Source organism: Segatella hominis, assembly GCF_019249725.2.
Classification (GTDB): domain Bacteria; phylum Bacteroidota; class Bacteroidia; order Bacteroidales; family Bacteroidaceae; genus Prevotella.
Genome location: NZ_CP137559.1, coordinates 237,540 through 258,297, shown reverse-complemented (window position 1 = coordinate 258,297; position 20,758 = coordinate 237,540). Strand labels below are relative to the sequence as shown.

Annotated in this window: 15 protein-coding genes; 7 read left to right on the top strand and 8 right to left on the bottom strand. The window is 48.0% G+C overall.

Annotated features, from left to right (window positions below; genetic code table 11):
* Nucleotides 1–22: 22 nt before the first annotated feature.
* From KUA50_RS01140 to KUA50_RS01130, 3 genes are all read right to left on the bottom strand, one after another.
* The gene (locus KUA50_RS01140) at nucleotides 23–1,045 is read right to left on the bottom strand and encodes a LacI family DNA-binding transcriptional regulator (protein WP_218456778.1); all 1,023 of its coding nucleotides are present in this window, start codon (nucleotides 1,043–1,045) and stop codon (nucleotides 23–25) included.
* A gap of 324 nt (nucleotides 1,046–1,369) precedes the next feature.
* Complete coding sequence (locus tag KUA50_RS01135) at nucleotides 1,370–2,008, bottom strand: response regulator transcription factor (RefSeq protein ID WP_218456779.1); 639 nt, start codon at nucleotides 2,006–2,008, stop codon at nucleotides 1,370–1,372.
* A gap of 217 nt (nucleotides 2,009–2,225) precedes the next feature.
* Complete coding sequence (locus KUA50_RS01130) at nucleotides 2,226–4,778, bottom strand: DUF5686 and carboxypeptidase-like regulatory domain-containing protein (RefSeq protein ID WP_218456780.1); 2,553 nt, start codon at nucleotides 4,776–4,778, stop codon at nucleotides 2,226–2,228.
* A gap of 226 nt (nucleotides 4,779–5,004) precedes the next feature.
* On the opposite strand from KUA50_RS01130, the gene KUA50_RS01125 reads away from it, so the two are divergent.
* Nucleotides 5,005–5,271, top strand: a complete 267-nt coding sequence (locus tag KUA50_RS01125; protein WP_218456781.1) for a hypothetical protein — start codon at nucleotides 5,005–5,007, stop codon at nucleotides 5,269–5,271.
* Between the two features lie 204 nt (nucleotides 5,272–5,475).
* On the opposite strand, the gene KUA50_RS01120 is transcribed toward KUA50_RS01125, so the two are convergent.
* The 4 genes from KUA50_RS01120 to KUA50_RS01105 all read right to left on the bottom strand — a co-directional run bounded on the left by KUA50_RS01120 (nucleotide 5,476) and on the right by KUA50_RS01105 (nucleotide 10,135).
* Entirely contained in the window at nucleotides 5,476–6,294 is an 819-nt protein-coding gene (locus KUA50_RS01120; RefSeq protein ID WP_235391285.1) for an HAD family hydrolase, read from the bottom strand.
* Nucleotides 6,284–7,294 (bottom strand): lysylphosphatidylglycerol synthase transmembrane domain-containing protein, encoded by a 1,011-nt coding sequence (locus tag KUA50_RS01115; RefSeq protein WP_218456782.1) that lies wholly within the window; start codon nucleotides 7,292–7,294, stop codon nucleotides 6,284–6,286. Before KUA50_RS01115 ends, KUA50_RS01120 begins: the two co-directional genes overlap by 11 nt.
* Nucleotides 7,287–8,195 (bottom strand): CDP-alcohol phosphatidyltransferase family protein, encoded by a 909-nt coding sequence (locus KUA50_RS01110; RefSeq protein ID WP_218456783.1) that lies wholly within the window; start codon nucleotides 8,193–8,195, stop codon nucleotides 7,287–7,289. The genes KUA50_RS01115 and KUA50_RS01110 overlap by 8 nt, the downstream gene beginning before the upstream one ends.
* Before the next feature lie 245 nt (nucleotides 8,196–8,440).
* On the bottom strand, nucleotides 8,441–10,135 hold the full coding sequence (locus KUA50_RS01105) for a nucleotidyltransferase family protein (protein ID WP_218456784.1): 1,695 nt from the start codon (nucleotides 10,133–10,135) through the stop codon (nucleotides 8,441–8,443).
* A 363-nt stretch (nucleotides 10,136–10,498) separates the two neighbouring features.
* Here KUA50_RS01105 and KUA50_RS01100 point away from each other — a divergent pair, with 363 nt between their 5' ends.
* A complete protein-coding gene (locus tag KUA50_RS01100; protein WP_218456785.1) occupies nucleotides 10,499–11,866 on the top strand; it encodes an MATE family efflux transporter in 1,368 nt (455 codons plus the stop codon).
* Nucleotides 11,867–12,677: 811 nt separating this feature from the next.
* On the opposite strand, the gene KUA50_RS01095 is transcribed toward KUA50_RS01100, so the two are convergent.
* Entirely contained in the window at nucleotides 12,678–12,947 is a 270-nt protein-coding gene (locus tag KUA50_RS01095) for a hypothetical protein (RefSeq protein ID WP_318346061.1), read from the bottom strand.
* 170 nt (nucleotides 12,948–13,117) lie between these two features.
* Between KUA50_RS01095 and epsC the strand changes: the two genes are divergently transcribed.
* From epsC to KUA50_RS01070, 5 genes are all read left to right on the top strand, one after another.
* Entirely contained in the window at nucleotides 13,118–14,059 is a 942-nt protein-coding gene (gene epsC, locus KUA50_RS01090) for a serine O-acetyltransferase EpsC (protein WP_022109960.1), read from the top strand.
* Nucleotides 14,043–15,659 (top strand): THUMP domain-containing class I SAM-dependent RNA methyltransferase, encoded by a 1,617-nt coding sequence (locus KUA50_RS01085; RefSeq protein WP_022109959.1) that lies wholly within the window; start codon nucleotides 14,043–14,045, stop codon nucleotides 15,657–15,659. The genes epsC and KUA50_RS01085 overlap by 17 nt, the downstream gene beginning before the upstream one ends.
* 205 nt (nucleotides 15,660–15,864) lie before the next feature.
* Nucleotides 15,865–18,207, top strand: coding sequence for a S9 family peptidase (locus tag KUA50_RS01080; protein ID WP_256624383.1), 2,343 nt, complete (start codon nucleotides 15,865–15,867; stop codon nucleotides 18,205–18,207).
* Between the two features lie 73 nt (nucleotides 18,208–18,280).
* Nucleotides 18,281–19,549: a phosphoribosylamine--glycine ligase gene (purD, locus tag KUA50_RS01075; protein WP_022109957.1), complete on the top strand. Its 1,269-nt coding sequence runs from the start codon at nucleotides 18,281–18,283 to the stop codon at nucleotides 19,547–19,549.
* 141 nt (nucleotides 19,550–19,690) lie between these two features.
* Entirely contained in the window at nucleotides 19,691–20,641 is a 951-nt protein-coding gene (locus KUA50_RS01070; protein ID WP_218458170.1) for a hypothetical protein, read from the top strand.
* The last annotated feature ends 117 nt before the right edge of the window (nucleotides 20,642–20,758 follow it).

The following is a 20,758-nucleotide window of genomic DNA, read 5'->3' as shown; positions in this document are numbered from 1 at the left end:
TCCTACTGGAATATCAGTCGTTTTATAGCGATTCCTGTTTTTCAGAACTTTCTCTGATTTTCAGAATCATCGGTACCACCTCTTTATATATCTTCTCATCACCATTGATACTTCTCATCAGGAGTTCGCATGCCTTGGTTCCCTGCTCGTGAGCCTTGTCCATGATGGCTGTGAGACGAGGAGTAACGAAGGCAGCCGAGTCTCCATCCGTAAAGCCGATGATGGCAACATCCTGTGGAATGCGAAGCCCTTTGGCCTTGATGGCGTCAAAGGCTGCATAGGTGATGATATCGTTGAAAGCTAAGATAGCATCCGGACGATTGTCGCCCTCCAGGAGTTTCAGAGTTGCGTTGCGGGCCACATCGAAATCAATTTTGTCACAGACAACCAGGTTTCTTTCTATCGGAATATGATTATCTCTGAGAGCCTCCAGATAGCCGTGCTTGCGGCGGCGCACCATATCAAGATGGTTAGGACCGCCGATGAATGCGATACGTTTCGAACCGGTTTCGATGAGGTGCTGCGTGGCTTCCTGCGCTGCCACATCTCCATTTCCTACCACCTGAGAGAACTTGTCTTCCAGACAGCAGCGGGCGAAGAATACAAGCGGTATGGACATCTTATGAAGTTGTTCGAAATGAGAATAGTCTATGGTATCCTGCGCCAGACAGGCAATGATGCCTTCCACGTGCATATTGAGGAAGTTGTCGAGTGCCATTACCTCTCGCTCATAATCTTCATGACTGTTGGCACTGATAACGGAATAACCGTGTTTGGTTGCATAATCTTCTATACCATCGAGAACGGCAGCATAGTAGTGGGTCACCAGATTAGGGACGATGACACCTATCACGCGCGGTGCTTCCTTGCGGAGGCTCTGCGCAAACGGGTTAGGTCTATAATTGAGTTCCTTGGCCAGATTCTTAACCTTCTTGGTCATCTCCTCGCCCACTTCGTGGCTATTGCGCAAAGCGCGAGAAACGGTAGCTATGCTGACACCAAGCTGGGCTGCCAAATCCTTCAAAGAGGTTCTACGTTGTTTCATTTAGTTACTGATTTATAGACAATTAAGAGTTCATTTAATTACACCTCACAAGCATCTTTGTTTAGTAAAAACTTTATCAAACCAGTGAGTACACTTTTTCCTCTGCAAAGATAGTATTTTTTCTCTAAAAGCGCAAACGTTTACGTGTGTTTTTTCACAAATTTAGAAAGATTATCACTAAAAATGTACTAATTTTGCAAATGAAAGTAATGAATAGTTGATAATAAGTTAGTTAGAAACAGGTAAGGCTTAGATTTGTCGTGAGGACAAGTTTAAGCCTATTTTTTATTCCGGACTCTTTCTTGCTGAATTTCTTTCCGAGAATCAGATATAGTATTCTGCAGTATCCACGAGTCCTGCCCTCAGCGCATACTTGGTAGCCTCATGAACATTGTTCACATTCAGCTTGCGGAAGATATTCTTGCGATGAGTGTTCACGGTATGGAAACTTGAGAATCGCTTGTCTGCTATTTCCTTGGTCGTCATGCCGAGAGCGATATCTTTCAGTATCTCCGTCTCCGTCTTCGTCAGGTTAACCTTCTCCTCTACCTCATGCTTAGGAGCCAGAAGCACTTCCATCATGCGCTGACAGATGAACCGGTTGCCATGCACGCAGAACTTGATGGCTTCCTTAATTTCTGAAAGCGGACACTCCTTCAGCAGAATACTGAACTGCATGCTGCTGGCTATCAATACCCTTACCAGCTCGGCACTCAGATCTTCGCTGAAGAGCAGCCAGCGTGTGTGAGTGAATCGCTGCTGGAGTATCAGCAGTTCATCGGCATCGTTGATATCGAATGAGGTGTAGTCTAAGACCACTACCGTATCATCGTTCTCCTTCAGCGCCAGCATCAGTTCGGCCTTGTCATCCGTATATTTCCATTCCAGTCCTTCCATCCCCTGCAGCACGTATATCATGCCCGCACGGGTGATGTCCTGTCTGTCTGCTAATAAAATTTTCATAGTTATATTCTCTCCTATTTTTTTATGTTGTTATTCTCCTTATATATTCTGTTTGCGCACTGTAGCCATCGCACCCCGATTGATTTGGAGGATGGTGATACCGGTTCGATATTCAACTGATATTTATTCAGTTTTTATACCATTGATATATCTCTATAATGCAAAACGACCCATAGGCAACTTTGAGGAGTCTCCTATGGGTTATTTTTCTCGTATATCAGAACGACATCATGAAGCCGAAACGGATACCCCACTTGTCGATGTTGTTGTTATTCAGATAGGTGAGTCGTCTCACATACTCTACTGAGAAGAACTTGAAGATGTTGTGCACACCAGCCACGCACTCCCAGTAAGGTGTATCATTCATCACATGAGAGTTTTTAGGGAACTTAAACAGCCTTCCGTCTCCCTGGTTCTTCTCCAGATATGGATTGTTCTTGTCGGTAAGATGGCCCCACACGCCCTTGATGGCAAACCACTCGCGCCACTTGAGTTTCTTGATGAGCGGAATGCGGTTGAGCAGCTTGCCGTTCATATCCCAAGAGAGTGCCCAGAACACCTGGCGGTCGTTGAGGAATTCCCAGTCTTTCATCAAACTGATTGTTGTCTCCTGCTCAAAGTAAGAGAGGTTGATAGGAGGCAGGATGAGCATTGGGAACGGCACCTTGTTCCACTGTGCCTGTCCGATGGCATGGAAGTCGAGATAACCCCAACTGCCGAGCCACTGGCGCTTGTAGATGCTCAACTTGGTGATATTGCTGTGATACTGACCGCCCATGAAGCCCCTGAAGCCCATCGTGTGCGAAAGTCCGATTTCCGGACTGTCGAGATTGATAGGCAGTCGCTGCTGCTTGGTATTCACATAGGTAACACCCGGATTATAGTTGATGCCCACGTTGAGGTCGGTCATGCGAATCTTCTTCACCTCGGTACCGTCCAGATGATAGTAGTGGAGATTGCCCACCGTACGGTTGCTCTGGAAGCGGAGACTCGTATTGAATCGGAAACCCCAGTCGGTCTCGTAGGTGAATGCCAACTTCTGGCGGTGGTAGAGGAACATCTCGTCCTGAGTGGCAGCACGGAAGGTCATGAAGAAGTTGTCCTTGTTGTGCAGCAGGTTCTCGTCTGAAGGAGAAGTCACATCTCGGGCCACCTCGAAAGTGAGGTTGCGCATCGGGAATTCAAACGGACTGTTCTTCTTCTTGTTGAGCGAATAAGTGAAGATATTGCCCGTGTACCAGTCGTTGCTCTTGGTACCGTAGGCTGCATATCCGTCCCAGAAGAAATGCGGATTGAGGGCAGCCATGGTTCTACCGGCCAGTCGCAGTCGGATACCATCCACGAAGTTCTTGGAGATATAGGTGTTCACCGGTCCGAGATCAAACTTGCTCTTCTTGCCGTCCGTACCGCCACCTATCTCCACGTAGTTCTCCATCAGGGCTTTCACGAAGAAGATGATATACTTGAATCCCTTCGAATTTTCCATGCGGTGGATAAAGCTGTCCATCGACGATTCACTCTTTGTGAGGTCCACCTGCCTGTATTTGTTCCAGTAGGCCTCGTCGCGGTTCATGGCATCCATATCGTGCCTTACCTTGGCCTTACCCTTGAAGAGTATCTTCGGCAGTTCATCGAAGGCATAGTCGGTAAGTCGGGTGTTCCTCACCACGAGCAGGTCTTGCAGCACACTGTTCACGTGCAGTTCGGCTATCATATCGTCTTTCGAGAGCACCCATTCGCCGTTGTCGAGCCTGGTGTATTCCTGCTCTATCTTCATATTCTTCACATAGTTCACGTCGGTATTGTGAGGCATGTAGAGATTGCATTTCTTCACGTGCAGCGAACTGTCTGCGAGAACGTACAGCTCTCCACGGAAACCGAAGTCCTGCGAATTGGCAGGTATAAACTGGAGATGATAGCAGAGGTCTCGCTCTACATACACCGTGTCTTCTATATAATAATGATAGAAGGAGATACCCGTTCTGCCGATAGGTGAAGGGAACGGATACTGCAGCAGGCGCACGTAGTCGTCGTAGATATCCACATCGGTGAAGGCATCCTTGAGGGCAGTGTTAAGTATCTCGCCGGTCTGGATTACCTGTCCGATGCCATTGCTCTGCTGGCCCTTGATGATATCTTTCTCTGTCTTCGGATCCTTGCGATAGATGTGCTGCGAAACCGTCTCGTCGATGCTCACTGGAAGGGTAAGCTTGCCGTTATAGGGAGAGGTCTCCACCTGGTCCAGAAGATACTGTCGCTTGCTGAAGAACTTGCCTTCCAACTGCTCTTTCTTCAGGTCGTTGAGGGCAAGCGTTATCTTCTGATACTTGTCATACTGATAGTAATCATGATTGCTGAGATCTGTCTTTTTCTTGGCAGCTATCACTCGCCTCATCAGCTCCACGGCAGGATTGTCCTTACGACTGTATTTGCCTCGCTTGGTCTTCACCACCACCTCGTTGAGCTTATGACTGTCATCTTTCAGCTTTACTTCTATGAAATCCATTTTCTCGTTTACGCTGATGGTCTGCGACTTGTAGCTCAGGGCAGATACTGTGAGCACCCAGCCTGGATGTTTCTCGATGGAGAACTTACCCTGACTGTCGCTGGACACGGCTATCTTATGCCCGCGATATTGCACGCTGGCATAGGAAACGGCAAATCCATCCTCATCTATGACTCGTCCTGTTATCTTTTGTTGGGCCATCAGCTGGAGTGTAGAAACCAGCAGCAGCGCAACTACAAAATACAATTTTCTAAAAACCTTCATACCTTATTAATATATAGGAGGACAAAACTGCGATGCCCTACCCTTAAAAAACTTTTGACTACTAACTGCTTTTTTCGTCAACTTTCTATTTCTGGCTGCAAAGTTAAGAATATTCTTCTGAAAACCCGCGAAAACTATTTAGTAATTTAAGTTTTTTATAAGATTTAAATGCTTTGCCGCCTATTTTTTCAGATTTATATCAAAATTAAAACTGAAATTACTGAAATTGACATCGCTGAAGGATATCAAAGAGCAGATAATCAAAATTAAAACTGAAATTACTGAAATTGACATCGCTGAAGGACAACAAGAGCAGATAATCAAAATTAAAACTGAAATTACTGAAATTGACATCGCTGAATCTAAAATTCAACTTATAAGTCTGCAACTGAACCCAAGAGAGGGAGAGAAGGAACCAACTAAACCCAAGAAAGAGAAATCTGTCAGAAGCCCCCTCAAGCAATGTATTACTGCACTCAAGTTTCACATGTAAACTCCACACGCCCTGAACCAACGGTCACTGGCGCGTAGCGGAAAGGTAAAGGGCAGAAGTCCCTAGCCCAGGGCATCGCCCTAGGTTATTATGGACGCAACCCTTACAGAGCGCCTTGCAGATTGCTTTTATACCCAGGGCGTTGCCCTAGGATAGGAGCTTTTGGGCCTTCAGCCCGTACTTAAACCACATGCGAAACTTCAGTTACAGCAGATAAGCCTCCATATCAGAGAGTTTCGTCAGAATCCCGTCAGGCACACTCTCATCGTATTCCTTCTTTTCCCATTGCAATCCCTTGATCCACAATGTATGGCAACCCAGCTGACGTGCCGGAAGAATATCCTTGCTGAAGGTATCTCCCACCACCAGCACCTGCGAAGCCGGTAAATCCAAAGCACAGACACCCAGGGCGAAGATAGCAGGATTTGGCTTGCGAACACCCACTACCGCCGACTCTATGACGCGACTGAAATAACCGTCGATGCCCGCATCCTTCAACACCTGATTGATATTGCCATAGAAATTGGACACGAGAACCATCGGATAACCCGCCTGCTTCAGATGCTCCAGCACCTGTTTGTTTTCGGCCAAAAGCTGCTGGGTCTCACTATTGATATAGGCTGCCAGCGATGCAGAGATTTCTGCTATCTCCGACTCACTCAACTCAAGCCTTTCAGCAAGAGCCTGCTGCTTCAGGGCATCGTCCTTACCGGTTTCCAACAAAGGCGCACCAGCGAGGAAAGACAACTGGAAATGTATCTTCAAGCGGAGGATATCCTCGAAGTGGTCCTCAGCCTTCACCAGTGGATGCACTGCCAGCACACGCTCACCATACACGTAAGCATCACGGAAAGAAGACTTGCCGATGGATACCCCCGGCTCCACCTCCTCATCAGCATTCACGCCAATACCGAAGTGCTCGTAGCCTTTCCACAACACCTCCGACCAGTGGTCGCCCCTGGTATCGAGCGTACCGCCATAGTCGAAAATAATTCCCTTTACATCCAGTTTCTTATTCATCATTTTTCTGTTTCAAATCCTTATTTCCTATCTTGATAAGCAGGATGCCGACAGCTATCCAGAACAACTCTCGCAGGCGGGTAATGAGACCCGTATAGACGCCTAATGCACCCGTAAGATGCAGTCCGTCCACCGCCAGAGCCAGACCACCCTCACGCGCTCCCAACTGCATCGGAGAGAAGAAGATGAGATTGCTGAAGAGCGAAGAGAATGCCAATATCAGAATACTGTCGAGAATGCTCACATCCGCAGCGAAAGCCTTCAGGATGAGATAGATTTCCACACTCTGAAGCACGCGTGCTGCCACCTCGGAAAACAACGAGAGATAGAACGTGCGCTTGTGCTGACCGTGGAGCATCGCTATCTGGTTGTCTATCTGCTCCAGCGTTTCCTTCTTAGATTCCGCAAAGCCTCTCGCCCATTTCTTCACCATCGGGATATGCGTAAGGATTCGGATGCCCTTCTGAGCCATGCCCGTGCGATAACCGCGAGAGAAGAAGTAGATGCCCAGCAGGCAGAATGCGCCTATCAGCACCAGCATGATGCCCATCGGAACGCCTACCGGATACATTGCCACGAAGAGGAATATCGACAAGAACCAGAACCAGAAATGCGAGAAGATGTGCATCATCACATAGAGGATAACCGACGAGGTGGCCTTGCTCACTCCCGTATAAGGCTTCAGCTCCATGATGCGGTAAGGCTCGCCGCCCATCAGTCCGCAGGGCGTAGTATAGTTGAGTGCAAATCCGCTCACGGTCAGTTTGTACACACGCCAGAAGGAAAGCCCCTTCACCTTGCCCTCGTCATTGATGATGAGATACCAAGAGAGCGTGTTCACCATATACACCGCCAGCCACAGAGCGAGTATCAGCGGAAAGTAGATGCCCGCCTGCTTCAGATAGCGCCAGATGTCGGTATAGTCCATATCCATCGTACAGAGCATGATGATGATGGCGATGATACCGAAGGCCATGAAGATATTTCTGAACCGATTATTCATAAGAAGCTATTTTAACTAAAATCTCACAACAGAGCTTTTCGTGGCGATAATGCATATAGAAATATACAGCTGTGAAGACCACAATCTCCACACAGAAGTATATCCAAGGCAGACCCACCAGGATGCTCGCAAAGAGCGTAAAGCTGCGCCAGTTGAAAGTCAGGAAGTTGGCATACTTCATCAGCGGCAGACTGCCCTTGCGGAAGTCGGCACGCAGCTCATCCGGCAACTGGTTAGGATACTTGTGGCGAATGATTTTCTTGAGTTTCTGAAACCATGGCGTCTCCTTCTCCTGTGCCAGCGTATAGTTCTTGTAGAAGAACTGGAAGAACTTCTGCAGCGGCTCCCTTTTCCACTTCATCTGCTTGTAGATAGCCACCTGCTTGATGGCATCATCCATCTCGCTCCCCTCCTTGCCCTTCAGGAAGAAGAGGTGTATCTGGCGATAGTAGTCGGCCAGTCGGCACTGGCGGGAGTGGCAGAGCAGACCGCTCACGACAGCCAGTCCCCATATCCAGAATCCCCACTCTGGCATCAGACGGATGCAGATGCAGACATAGATGGAGATGAACCACAGGTCGCCGGCAGCACCGTCGAGGATACGTCCCAGCGCACTTTTCTGATTGGTGAGTCGCGCCAGCTGTCCATCACAACTGTCGTACATATTCGCCCATACGAGCAGCAGAATGCCCACGATATTGATTTTCAAATCGTTGAAACCGAAGCAGATACCCGCTCCCACACCCAGGAAGATGGAGAGGATGGTTACTACATTCGGCGTAACGTGCAACATTCTGAAAAATCTCGCCCACTGATAGCCTATCGGGCGATAGAAATAAATGTCAATATGCTCCTCGGTGTCTGCAGACTTCAGAGAAGCTTGATATTCCTGATTTGCCATTTCTTTTTGAATTACTATACCTATTTATATATTATAAAGGATTTTTTTCTATATTTACTGGAGTCTCGAAAGAGATCGTCTCAAGGAGTCTCGAAAGAGATAATCTCTGAGACCTTCGCAAGAAACAATCTCTGAGACCTTCGCAAGAAACAACCTCTGAGACCTTCGCAAGAAACAATCTCAAGGACTCCAGAAAGAGATTATCTCAAGGACCTACGAAAGAGATCATCTCAGGGATTCCCTTTTTAATTCTGCTTTCTCAAAATCTGCAACATCTTAATAAACGGATGCTTTTCGAATTCCATGCAAAGACGCTTGGCTATATAATAAGCAGCAGTATCTCGGCAAGGAGCGAAGCTTGGCCAGTCATTGAAGTCGATAATTCTGAAACTGCCATCCTCGGCTATGATGCAGTCGCCACCGTAGATAGGAGTCTTGAGCACCGTGGCAGCCCTGTCGGCAGTCTTTTTCAAATCCTCCACCACGAATGGAATTCCCTGCGCATCGCCGTTGATTACTTCAAGACCGAACTTGCTGCGATGACCGCACTTTGACGGATAGAACCAGTAGAAGAAATCAGTGCCTTCCACGCCATAAAACTTCACGAGGTCGCCCTTCAGATGCTCATTGAGAACCACCGGAGTAATGCTTCTCTTCTCGAAGTTCTTCAATACCTTCTCAGCTTCCTCACGGGTCTCCACATAGCAGGTATCCTCCTTTTGCTGCGCACAGTCATTACCACGCTTCAGCCAGCATGGATAGATATCCCAGTCGCCCAGACCGTCAAAAGATTCCACTATCTTGCTCTTCGGCATCGGGATACCGTCCTCCATCAGCAGGATGGTCATCTCCGATCTTATGCAGTTCATCACGCTCACCGGAGTGTTCAGTCCCGGAAGGTCATAAAACATAACCCCCTCCAACTCCAGTAGTGCACTGCTGCTACGGGCCATACTGAAATAGCCAGCCATATTGCTCTTAAACCAAACCTGATTCATAAACTCAGAATACTCTTCAGACTTTGTAAAGTTACGAATTTGCTCTTCAAAAGAATGCTCACGGAATGGATAGACTGTCGCCCCGAGAGCCTCCAGTTGCTTACTCACAGCCTCAAAGATGGCAGCGTCGCTATTTTCACAGTTGGGCGAGTAACAGCTATCGCGCATGATGCCATTGATTATCTTGCCTTCTAAAGGCAGCAGGAATTTTCTTGCCTTGGCGATATCCTCCTTATGATCCACATCGAGAATCTTGTCGATAGGATAAGCCTCCAGGCGCAGACCTTCAGCTACAAGCTGGCGCTGGAAGTTGCGCATTCGGCTCATGCCCTGCTCCATACAATGATCGAGCACATCGAGGGCCTTGTCGCCCAGACAGTAGATGCCTCCCGAAATCAGATGGTCGTCGCCCTCGCACTGGTCGTGGAAACCGGTGATGAGCGGCTTGCGGCGGTATCCCTGCTGGTCTATGAGGTTCTCCCCCTCCGCACCGGTCAGCTCCTTCACGCCTACCCAGAGAGGCTTCTCGTCGTCCACGTAAGGAGTCACAGCCATGCAGCCGTCGATATCTTTGACGCGCTCAAAATGGCGGATATATTTCTTGAATTCCTCTTCACGGAAAATCGTATCAACAGTAGTCAGGCAGAAGCGTTCACCCCTGAGATAAGGCGACAGGGCATGAAGGCTATGCATAGAACTTGGGGTAGTTTTCACAATGATTTTGAGCGGCACAGGCAGATCCAGCGACTTCAGATAACGGTGCACGCTGGTACTCTGTTCGTTGATGATGACCACGATTTCTGATGCTCCACAATCCACGAAGATACGCATCAGGCGCTCTATCATCGGCTGGCCACATACAGAAACTAAGGGCTTTGGCTCCTCTACGCCTTCCTGCGCAAGGCGGCTGCCCTCACCGGCAGCAATAATTGCAAATTTCATATTATATTGTTGTTTAATATATTTTTTTATTCAAGTTTCGCAAGTTCAGAAGTTAAAGGAGTTAAAGGAGTTAACTCCTTAAACTTCCTGATATGCGAAAGTTCAGTAGAATGTATATAAAGGAACGTATCAGTACTCCTGAATTTTGAACATACTTTGGATACAAAACAACATTCATAGAGACGCAGACACCCTTCTATGATACAAACTAATATTTTTAACGGATGCAAAGGTACAATAAATTTCTGATACGACAAACACTTGTCCGCAAGAATAAAACCTAAATAGCTAAATTATTTTTCATTTCAGATAATTTAAACTTACTTTCTTGGCTCTTACGACAAAACTTCTTACCTTTGCAGCATGAAAAGAGAGAGAGACAACTACACTTTCCTGACTCATGCACCCGTTCATAGAGTCATTTTCACGATGGCAATCCCTACAATCATCAGTATGCTGTCGACGAGCATGTACAACCTCGCCGACACCTATTTCGTGGGCACTATCAATACGCAAAGCGTAGCTGCCGTGGGCATCTCCTTCTCGGTGATGGCCATCATTCAGGCAGTAGGCTTCTTCTTCGGTCACGGCTCAGGCAATTATATTTCCCGCCAGTTGGGAGCCAAGGAGCACCGGAAAGCAGAGAAGATGGCCTCTACGGGCTTTATACTGAGCTTCTTTGCCGGGCTTCTCATCGCCATCCTGGGACAGATTTTCATCACTCCGCTCGCCATCTTCCTGGGTTCCACACCCACCATCCTGCCCTATACAGAGCGCTACTTAGGCATCGTCATGCTCGGCGCTCCCTTCATGACTATGTCGCTCACACTGAACAATCAGATGCGTTTTCAGGGCAACACAATGTCGGCGATGAAGGGCATTCTGTCGGGAGTTTTGCTCAATCTGGTACTCGCTCCGCTGCTCATCATCTACTTCTGTATGGGCATTACCGGAGCCGCCATTGCCACCCTCATCAGCCAGACTTTCGGTTGCCTGATGCTCTTTCTGATGAGTAGAAGGGGGCAGAATATCAGAATCCGCCTGAAAGACTTTACTCCTAATAAACAACTTGCGAAGGAAATTATTTTTGGCGGTACTCCTTCCCTTTCGCGTCAAGGATTAGGCAGTGTATCCACCATCCTGCTCAACGTGGCAGCCGGAGCCTACGGAGATGCTGCCATTGCAGGCATGAGCATCGTAACGCGCATCTCTTTCTTCACTTATGCTATTGTCATCGGACTGGGACAGGGCTTCCAGCCGCTCTGCGGTTTCTGCTATGGCGCCCATCTGTACCAGCGAGTGAAGGAAGCCTTCTATTTCTGTATCAAATGCGGTACAGTATTTCTCTCGGTATGTGCGCTGGTAGGCTTTGCTTTCTCCGAATCCATCATCGGCCTGTTCCGCAGCGATCCAGACGTGATCCATGTAGGAGCTGCAGCTCTGCAATGGCAGGTGCTCAGCTTTCCGCTTGTATCAACCATTGTACTCACCAATATGCTGATGCAGACCATCCGTAAACCTATCCGTGCCAATCTTGTGGCAGCAGCCAGAAGCGGACTTTTCTTCATTCCGCTCATCTTTATATTGCCTCATTTCTTTGGTCTGCTGGGCGTGGAAATGTGTCAGGCTTGGGCAGATGCATGCAGCTTTACCATGGCCATTCCTATCGCCTGGAGTGCTTTCAGGGATATGAACAGATTAAAGAAAACAGGAGAGATTCCGGTGGAATAACTCAAAAACTGGTGAAGAATAAATAGGTAAAGAATAAACAGGTGAAGAATAAATAGATAAAGAAAGCTGACAAATCGGATAAAAATTCTACATAAAGACAAGCATTACGGCTTTCCCAACAACTGCATATTATTACATTTATACAAAAAAGATACAAAAATCGAAGCATATTCATACACTTACAATTTAAAACTAAGGTGCAAAAACAAGAATTCTATGAAGTAAATCAAAGCACTATAGGAGGCAATTCTACTCGTCAAGAGAGACAATCGTATGTGCTATGAGAGACTCCTCTATACCTCACAAATGCCTACTCTATGACTTCCGCAGCGTAACTCTATATTTTCTTCGACGTAACTCTACGTTTCCTTATTTTACTATATAAGCAGGGGGATTATTCTCTTCTAACAAGCACAAAAAACTCTAATAAGCGAATATTAAGAAGAGGCTTTTTCGAACAGAAAAGTAAGGACATTGAAACCAAGAAGAAAAGTCTCATTCAGCGATGTCAATTTCAGTTTATTCAGTTTTTTTTGTGCCATTAGCAAACTTGAATAGATAGTATATTATATATTATATTTATATATAATATATAATATAAATAATTTACTTACTATCTATAAGCATCAAAAAGCAATGTCATTTTAAAAACTGAATAAACTGAAATTGACATCGCTATGTTTTCTCTGAGAGATTATCCACTCTGATTTTACAAAATATTTACATTAAAAAATCTTCAGACCATCTATCCAAGCAATAGTTATAATCTATTCCGGGAAGTTGCTTTCTCTTTTCGAGCAGACTACTTTCTCTAACCGAGCAGGCTATATTCACTCTCCAACATACCAAATCCCTCAAGAAAAGACTCAAGAACAAGCAAAGCCCACAGCCATCCTACAAGCAAAGCCCACAACCTTTCTACAAGCAAAGCCCACAACCTTTCTACAAGCAAAGCCCACAACCTTTCTACAAACAAAGCCCACAACCATCCTACAAGCAAAGTCCACAACCATCCTACAAGCAAAGTCCACAACCATCCTACAAGCAAAGCCCACAGCCACACCACATCCCTAATGCTCAAAAAACACTCAGAAAAACAAGCAAATCCAGCAAAATATCCCCAATATTCTACCCTTTAACATATTTTTAAAGTCAGTTTTGAAAAAAAATCGCTTATCTCGGCTTTTTGATTTGGAGATTTCAATCTTTTATTGTAATTTTGCAACGAATTTATTGACACACTGAATAACAATGAGTAAAGATACATTAACTCATCAGCTGACTGAGACCATCGAGGAACTTTCATGCCCAGAGTCACTGAAAGGTCTGTTTCATCAGCATCGAGACGGAAATCCACTCCCTTCGGGCAAGGCGCTCGAAGAAATCATCAGTCTGTCTCGCTCCATCCTTTTCCCGGGATATTTCGGCAACTCATCCGTCAATATCTCCACTATCAAGTATCACATCGGAGTAAGAGTTGAAAAACTCTATGAAAAGCTAAGCGAACAGATTCTTGCCGGTCTCTGTTTTGCCAACGACTGCGAGCACGAAACCCCTGCTGAGCTGCAGCACCAGAGGGCTAAAGCCGGAGTCATCGCTGCCAAAGCCATCATGGAATTTCCGAGACTCAGAAAGATACTCGCCACAGACATAGAAGCTGCCTACGAGGGCGATCCGGCGGCAGTGAGCCAGGGAGAGATCATCTCCTGCTACCCAGTAATCAAAGCCATCACCAACTACCGACTGGCGCACGAGCTCTACAAGCTGGGCGTACCGCTGATACCGAGAATGATGACCGAACTGGCCCACTCTGAAACGGGCATCGACATCCACCCGGAAGCCACCATCGGCAAGCACTTCACCATCGACCACGGTACGGGTGTAGTGATAGGAGCCACCTGCATCATCGGAGACAATGTGAAACTCTATCAGGGCGTAACCCTCGGAGCCAAGAGCTTCCCGCTCGACAAGAACGGCAACCCTATCAAGGGAATACCTCGCCACCCTATCCTGCAAGACGACGTCATCGTATATGCCAACGCCACTATCTTGGGCAGAATCACTATCGGCAAGGGATGCGTAGTGGGAGCCAACGTATGGGTGACCAAGGATATGCAGCCGAAAACAAAAAAGTATAAGAAAGAAAAACAAAGTTTATTAGATATAGAATTCAATAATGGAACAGGAATTTGAACTCATTGCCAAGACCTTTATGGGTCTGGAACCAGTCTTGGCTGAGGAGCTCACCCAGCTGGGTGCCAACAATGTACAAATAGGTCGCCGCATGGTATCTTTCACAGGCGACAAGGAAATGATGTATCGTGCCAACTTCCAGTTGCACACTGCCATCCGTATTCTCAAGCCTATCAAGCACTTCAAGGCTCGTAGCGCAGAGGAGGTTTACGACGAGGTGCAGAAAATCAAGTGGGACGACATCCTCGATGTAAAGAAGACTTTCTCGGTAGATTCAGTAGTCTATTCAGAGGAGTTCCGCAACTCCCGATTCGTAACCTACAAGGTAAAGGATGCCATCGTGGATTGGTTCCGCGAGAAGATGGGCACACGTCCTAACATCAGCGTTTCCAACCCAGACATCCGTCTCAATATCCACATCGCTGAAGACAAGGCTACACTGAGCCTCGACTCAAGTGGCGAGAGCCTCCACCGCCGCGGATACCGCCAGGAGCAGGTAGAAGCACCGCTCAACGAGGTGCTCGCAGCAGGCATGATCCTGATGACCGGCTGGAAGGGCGAGTGCGATTTCATCGACCCAATGTGCGGTTCAGGCACCATCGCCATCGAGGCAGCCCTGATAGCCCGCAACATCTCTCCAGGTGTATTCCGCAAGGAATTCGCATTCGAGAAGTGGAATGATTTCGACAAGGATCTCTTCGATGCCATCTACAACGACGACTCACAGGAGCGCGAGTTCGAGCACCACATCTACGGCTACGACGTGGATATGAAGGCTGTGAACACTGCCAACCTCAACGTGCGTGCAGCAGGTCTCACCAAGGATATCACCATCCAGCACCAGGACTTCAAGGACTTCCAGCAGCCTGCAGAGAAGAGCATCATCGTGATGAATCCTCCATACGGAGAGCGCATCTCTACCCCTAACCTCCTCAACACCTATAAGATGATAGGCGAGCGATTCAAGAAGGCTTTTGCCGGCAACGAGGCTTGGGTACTGAGCTACCGCGAGGAATGTTTCGAGCAGATAGGATTGAAGCCTTCTATCAAGATTCCGGTATTCAACGGCAGTTTGGAATGCGAATTCAGAAAGTACGTAATGTTCGACGGCAAGATGAAGGACTTCCGCTCTGAGGGCGGCGTAGTGAAGACTGATGCCGAGAAGAAAGAGATGGCTCAGAAGCACAGATTCAAGAAGGAACGCGAATTCAAGAAGCGCATCACTGAGGAGACTGAGAACGAGGAAGACGACATCCGCTCATTCAAGTTCCATACCCACCGACTCGAGGACTTCGAGAAGCGCCGCGAGGAAATTCGCCGTGGTGGCAGACCTCGCATCAGCGACAGCCGCAGAGGCGATGATGACGACGACAAGCGCGGAGGCCGTGGATTCAAAGGCGACCGTAAAGGCGGCAAGGACTTCGGCGGTAAGCGTGGCGGATTCAAGGGCGACCGTAAGGGTGGCAGAGATTTCGAAGGAAAGGACTTCGGAGGAAAGAGTTTCGGCGGAAAGCGCGGCGGATTCAAAGGCGACCGCAAGGGCGGCAGAGATTTCAAGCGCGGAGGAAAGCGTGACTTCTCCAACTACGACGAGGATTAAGTCTTCAACATCGACGAGGATTAAGCAAGAACTTGTTAAGACCTCATGCAGCGAAACACTGTATCATGTATCAATCATCTGATTATCAACAGGTTATTAGACACAGAACAGTATTACGCTGCATGATGAGTAAATAACAGAAATATTTTTTTAAAAGAAAAGTATGATTCTAAAGAATTCAATTTATAAATTAACTTTCGCCGCTATGATTTCAATGATGGCTATGAATGCCGGCGAGGCTTCGGCACAGGGCAAGGCTTCAAAGACCCATACAGAGACATTCCCAGTAGTGGCTGCCCAGAAGGGAGACAAGGCCTTCACTCTGGAAGACCTGAACTTCGGAGGCAACAACTACCGCAACATGGTAGCGAAAAACCGCTGGTGCACCTGGTGGGGCGATGAACTCGTAAGACAGGACATCGACGCCTGCTATCTCGTCAACAAGACGACGGGCAAGGAGACCAAGCTCTTCGGCATCGACCAGATCAACCAGTGGATAGCCCCTACCAAGGATATCAAGGTAAGAGCTCTGTACAATGCACAGTTCCCATTCGCAGGCAAAAGCATCGTAATGGTGAGCAACGGCAGCAAGCTGTTCACCATCGACTTCAAGAAGCACAAGCTCATCAGCGAAATGGAATATGCTGAAGGCGAAAGCCTGCTGGAAGCCAATGCCCAGCAGAATGCATTTGCCTATCTCAAGGGCAGCAACCTGTACGTGCGCACCTTCGACGTGGCCAACTACAATGCCATGACCAAGGACAAGAAATCGCACGATTTCCAGATTTCTACCGACGGAAGCCGCGAAATCGTATATGGGCAGAGCGTTCACCGCGATGAATTCGGCATTTCAAAGGGCACATTCTGGAGCCCGAACGGAGAGAAGCTGGCATTCTACCGCATGGATCAGAGTATGGTGACCGACTATCCGCAGGTGGACATCCCGGAAATCGGATTCGACCATCCGGAGACTCAGAGCTGCATCGCCACTCCGGCACCAGACAAATATCCGATGGCAGGAGAGACCTCACACAAGGTGACCGTAGGCGTATTCGACTGCCTCACCGGAAAGACCATCTATCTGAAAGCTGGCGACCCTACAGACCGCTACTTCACCAATATCGCATGGAGCCCGGACGGCAAGACCATCTATATGTTTGAGTTGAACCGCGACCAGAACGACTGCCGCCTGACTGCCTACAGCGCAGAGACGGGTGAGAAAACCGGCGAACTGTACCGCGAGACCGACGAGAAATACGTAGAGCCATGCCACCCTATCCAGTTCCTGCCTTGGGACAGCAGCAGCTTCATCATGCAGAGCCGCAAAGATGGCTACAACCACCTCTACCTCTGTGAAGTGAAGAACAAAGAACGAAGAGTGAAGAATTCAAAGGCAGAATCTTCATCCGAAAAACAAGAGAATTCTTCATTCTTCACTCTTCACTCTTCACTTAAAATCCGTCAGTTGACAAGCGGCAAGTGGGAAGTGATGGACGTGCTCGGCTTCAATGCCAAGACCAAGAGCATCATCATCGCCAGCAACGAGTGCTCACCTATCCAGCGCAACATCTTCAGCGTGGATACCAAGACCGGCAAGCGAAAGATGATAGACGACTGCGGCAAGGGATGGCACAACGCTACGCTGAGCCAGAACGGAGAGTATATCTACGACAACTACTCCACACCGACCCTGCCTCGCAAGATAGCTATCGTAAATACTGCCAACGGCAAGCGCACGGCTTACTTCACTGCCGAAAACCCTTGGAAGGGATACAACGTGCCAGAGTACAGTTGCGGTTCCATCAAGGCCAACGACGGCAAGACAGACCTCTACTACCGCATGGTGAAGCCAGTGAACTTCGATCCTAACAAGAAGTATCCTACTATAATATATGTATATGGTGGCCCTCACGCCCACAATGTGGATGCCCGCTGGAACTACTCCAGCCGCGGATGGGAAACCTACATGGCAGAAAAGGGCTATCTGCTCTTCATTCTCGACAACCGTGGCAGCGAGAACCGTGGCAAGGCTTTCGAGCAGGCTACATTCCGCCAGTTGGGACAGGTGGAGATGCAAGACCAGATGCAGGGCGTGGAATATCTGAAGACCCTGCCATACGTGGATGCCGACAGAATCGGAGTACACGGATGGAGCTTCGGCGGATTCATGACCATCTCGCTGATGACCCACTATCCTGACGTATTCAAGGTAGGCGTGGCAGGTGGCCCAGTCATCGACTGGCACTGGTACGAGGTAATGTATGGCGAGCGCTATATGGATACTCCTCAGACCAACCCTGAGGGCTACAAGAAGACCTCTCTGCTCTATCAGGCCAAGAATCTGAAGGGCAAGCTGCAGATCATCCAGGGCCTCAACGACGTAACAGTGGTGCCTCAGCATTGTCTCACCTTCCTGAAGGCCTGCATCGCAGCCGGCACTCAGCCAGACTTCTTCGTCTATCCAGGTGAGCCTCACAATATGCGCGGTCATCAGAGCACTCACCTGCATGAGCGCATCAGCAACTATTTCTTCGATTATCTCAAGTAAATACTTAGGAGTAAGCTCCCCCGAAAAAGAGGAGTTTACTCCTACATCAATAACAAACAATAACTTACAGCAAATGAAAATTTTATTGTTAGGAGGCGGTGGCCGTGAGCACGCCTTAGCATGGAAAATCGCTCAGAGCGAGAAAGTGGAGAAACTCTTTATCGCTCCAGGTAATGCCGGTACACAGAATGTCGGCGAGAACGTAGATATCAAGGCTGACGACTTCGAAGCACTCAAAAACTTCGCAGTAGAAAATGCTGTCGATATGGTAATCGTTGGTCCGGAAGACCCATTGGTAAAAGGTGTTTACGACGACTTCAAGAACGATCCTCGCACCCACAACATCCCAGTGATCGGACCATCCAAGGCTGGTGCCGTACTGGAAGGCAGCAAGGACTTCGCCAAGCAGTTTATGAAGCGCCACAACATCCCGACAGCCCAATACGAAACCTTCGACGGCGAGCACGTAGAGGAAGGCTTGAAGTTCCTGGAGACCCTGAAGGCTCCTTACGTACTGAAGGCCGACGGTCTGTGCGCAGGCAAGGGCGTACTCATCCTCCCTACTCTCGAAGAGGCCAAGAAGGAGTTCAAGGAGATGCTCGGAGGTATGTTCGGCAATGCTTCTGCCCGCGTGGTAATCGAGGAATTCCTGAGCGGTATCGAGTGCTCAGTATTCGTACTTACCGATGGCAAGAACTACAAGATTCTGCCAGAAGCTAAGGACTACAAGCGCATCGGCGAGCACGATACCGGTCTGAACACAGGCGGTATGGGCAGCGTAACCCCAGTTCCTTTCGCTACCAAGGAGTGGATGCAGAAGGTGGAAGACCGCATCATCCGTCCTACCGTAGAGGGTCTGGCAGAGGAGAATATCGACTATAAGGGCTTCATCTTCTTCGGTCTGATCAATGTAGAGGGCGAACCAATGGTCATCGAGTACAACTGCCGTATGGGCGACCCTGAGACCGAGAGCGTAATGCTCCGACTGAAGAGCGACATCGTGGACCTCTTTGAGGGAGTAGCAGAAGGCAACCTCGACCAGAGAGCCATCGAATTTGACGAGCGTGCAGCAGTCTGCGTGATGCTCGTGAGCGGCGGCTATCCTGAGGCATACAAGAAGGGATACCCTATCGAAGGCATCGACCAGGTAGAAGGCTCTGTAGTATTCCATTCCGGTACAGCCATGAAAGACGGCCAGGTGGTAACCAACGGCGGTCGAGTAATCTGCGTAAGCAGCTATGGCAAGGACAAGGAGGAGGCTTTGAAGAAGAGCTTCGCAGAGGCTCAGAAGATCAAGTTCACCGACAAGTACTTCCGCTCTGATATCGGTCAGGACCTTTAAGATAATGTTGAATTAGAAATGTTGAATGTTGAATTGGGCATACGCCCTTGTGTAAACAGGCAATTCAACTTACAATCAGAAGCAAGGACAACTCCTGCCAAGTCAACATTCAACATTCAACATTTAAAATTCAAAAGATAGATGTTAAGAAAGAAAAGATTACAAAACAAGATAGCGGCAAGCCGCTTCTCATTACCTGTCACTGCAACCCTTGCCGCTCTGGTTTGGGTTGCAGTAGGCTTTATAATGGATAACATCTGGGCACAGTTCGCCTTTACCATCATCTCTACCCTGCTCATGGTAGAGTTGAACAATCGCAATTCACTCATGCGCACCTATAGCCGCATGGTATCTTGCAGTTTTCTGATGCTCATCACCATGGCCAGCCTGCCCAATCCATCGATGAAAGCCAGCATCGTGACCATGTGCTTCATCGCCTTCACTCTGATCATCTGGAACAGTTATCAGGACCGGAAGGCAGCGGGATGGGCTTTCTATGCCTATTTCTGTATTGGTCTGGCTTCGCTGGTGTTCATACAGGTCATCTACTATCTGCCGATACTCTGGCTCTGCATGATATTCTTCTCCAACTGTTTCAGTGCCCGCACATTCTTAGCTTCGCTGATAGGAGTCATAGCTCCCTACTGGTTTGTATCCGGCTATTTCGCCTATACAGACAATCTTCAGGCACTTTCCGACCACTTTACGGCTATCATCGATTATCAGGAACTGTTCGATTACTCCCAGATTACCCTTCATCAGATCATCAATTACGGTTTTATCGTCATTCTGGGTCTTCTCGGAACCATTCATTTCATCCATTCAAGCTATGCCGACAAGATACGCACACGCATGATCTACGATTCATTCATCACGCTGAGCATTGTAACTTGGGTATTCATGATACTTCAGCCCCAGCACGAGAACGAACTTTGCGGCATCATGATAGCCAACACGGCTCCTCTCATCGCCCATTTTATCACCTTTACCAAAGGAAAGATTACCAATATTGCTTTCATCGCCATTATCTTGATCACGGCGTTTATCACACTGTTCAACATCTTCGTGCCGCCTGTAGCATTGCTGCAATAAAGCAGAAAAGGAAAAGCAAAAGATAAAAGAGCGATGTCAATATCAGTAATGTCAGTTTTTGATGAGCATAATTGAAAAAAGAGCGATGTCAATTTCAGTAATGTCAGTTTTTGATGA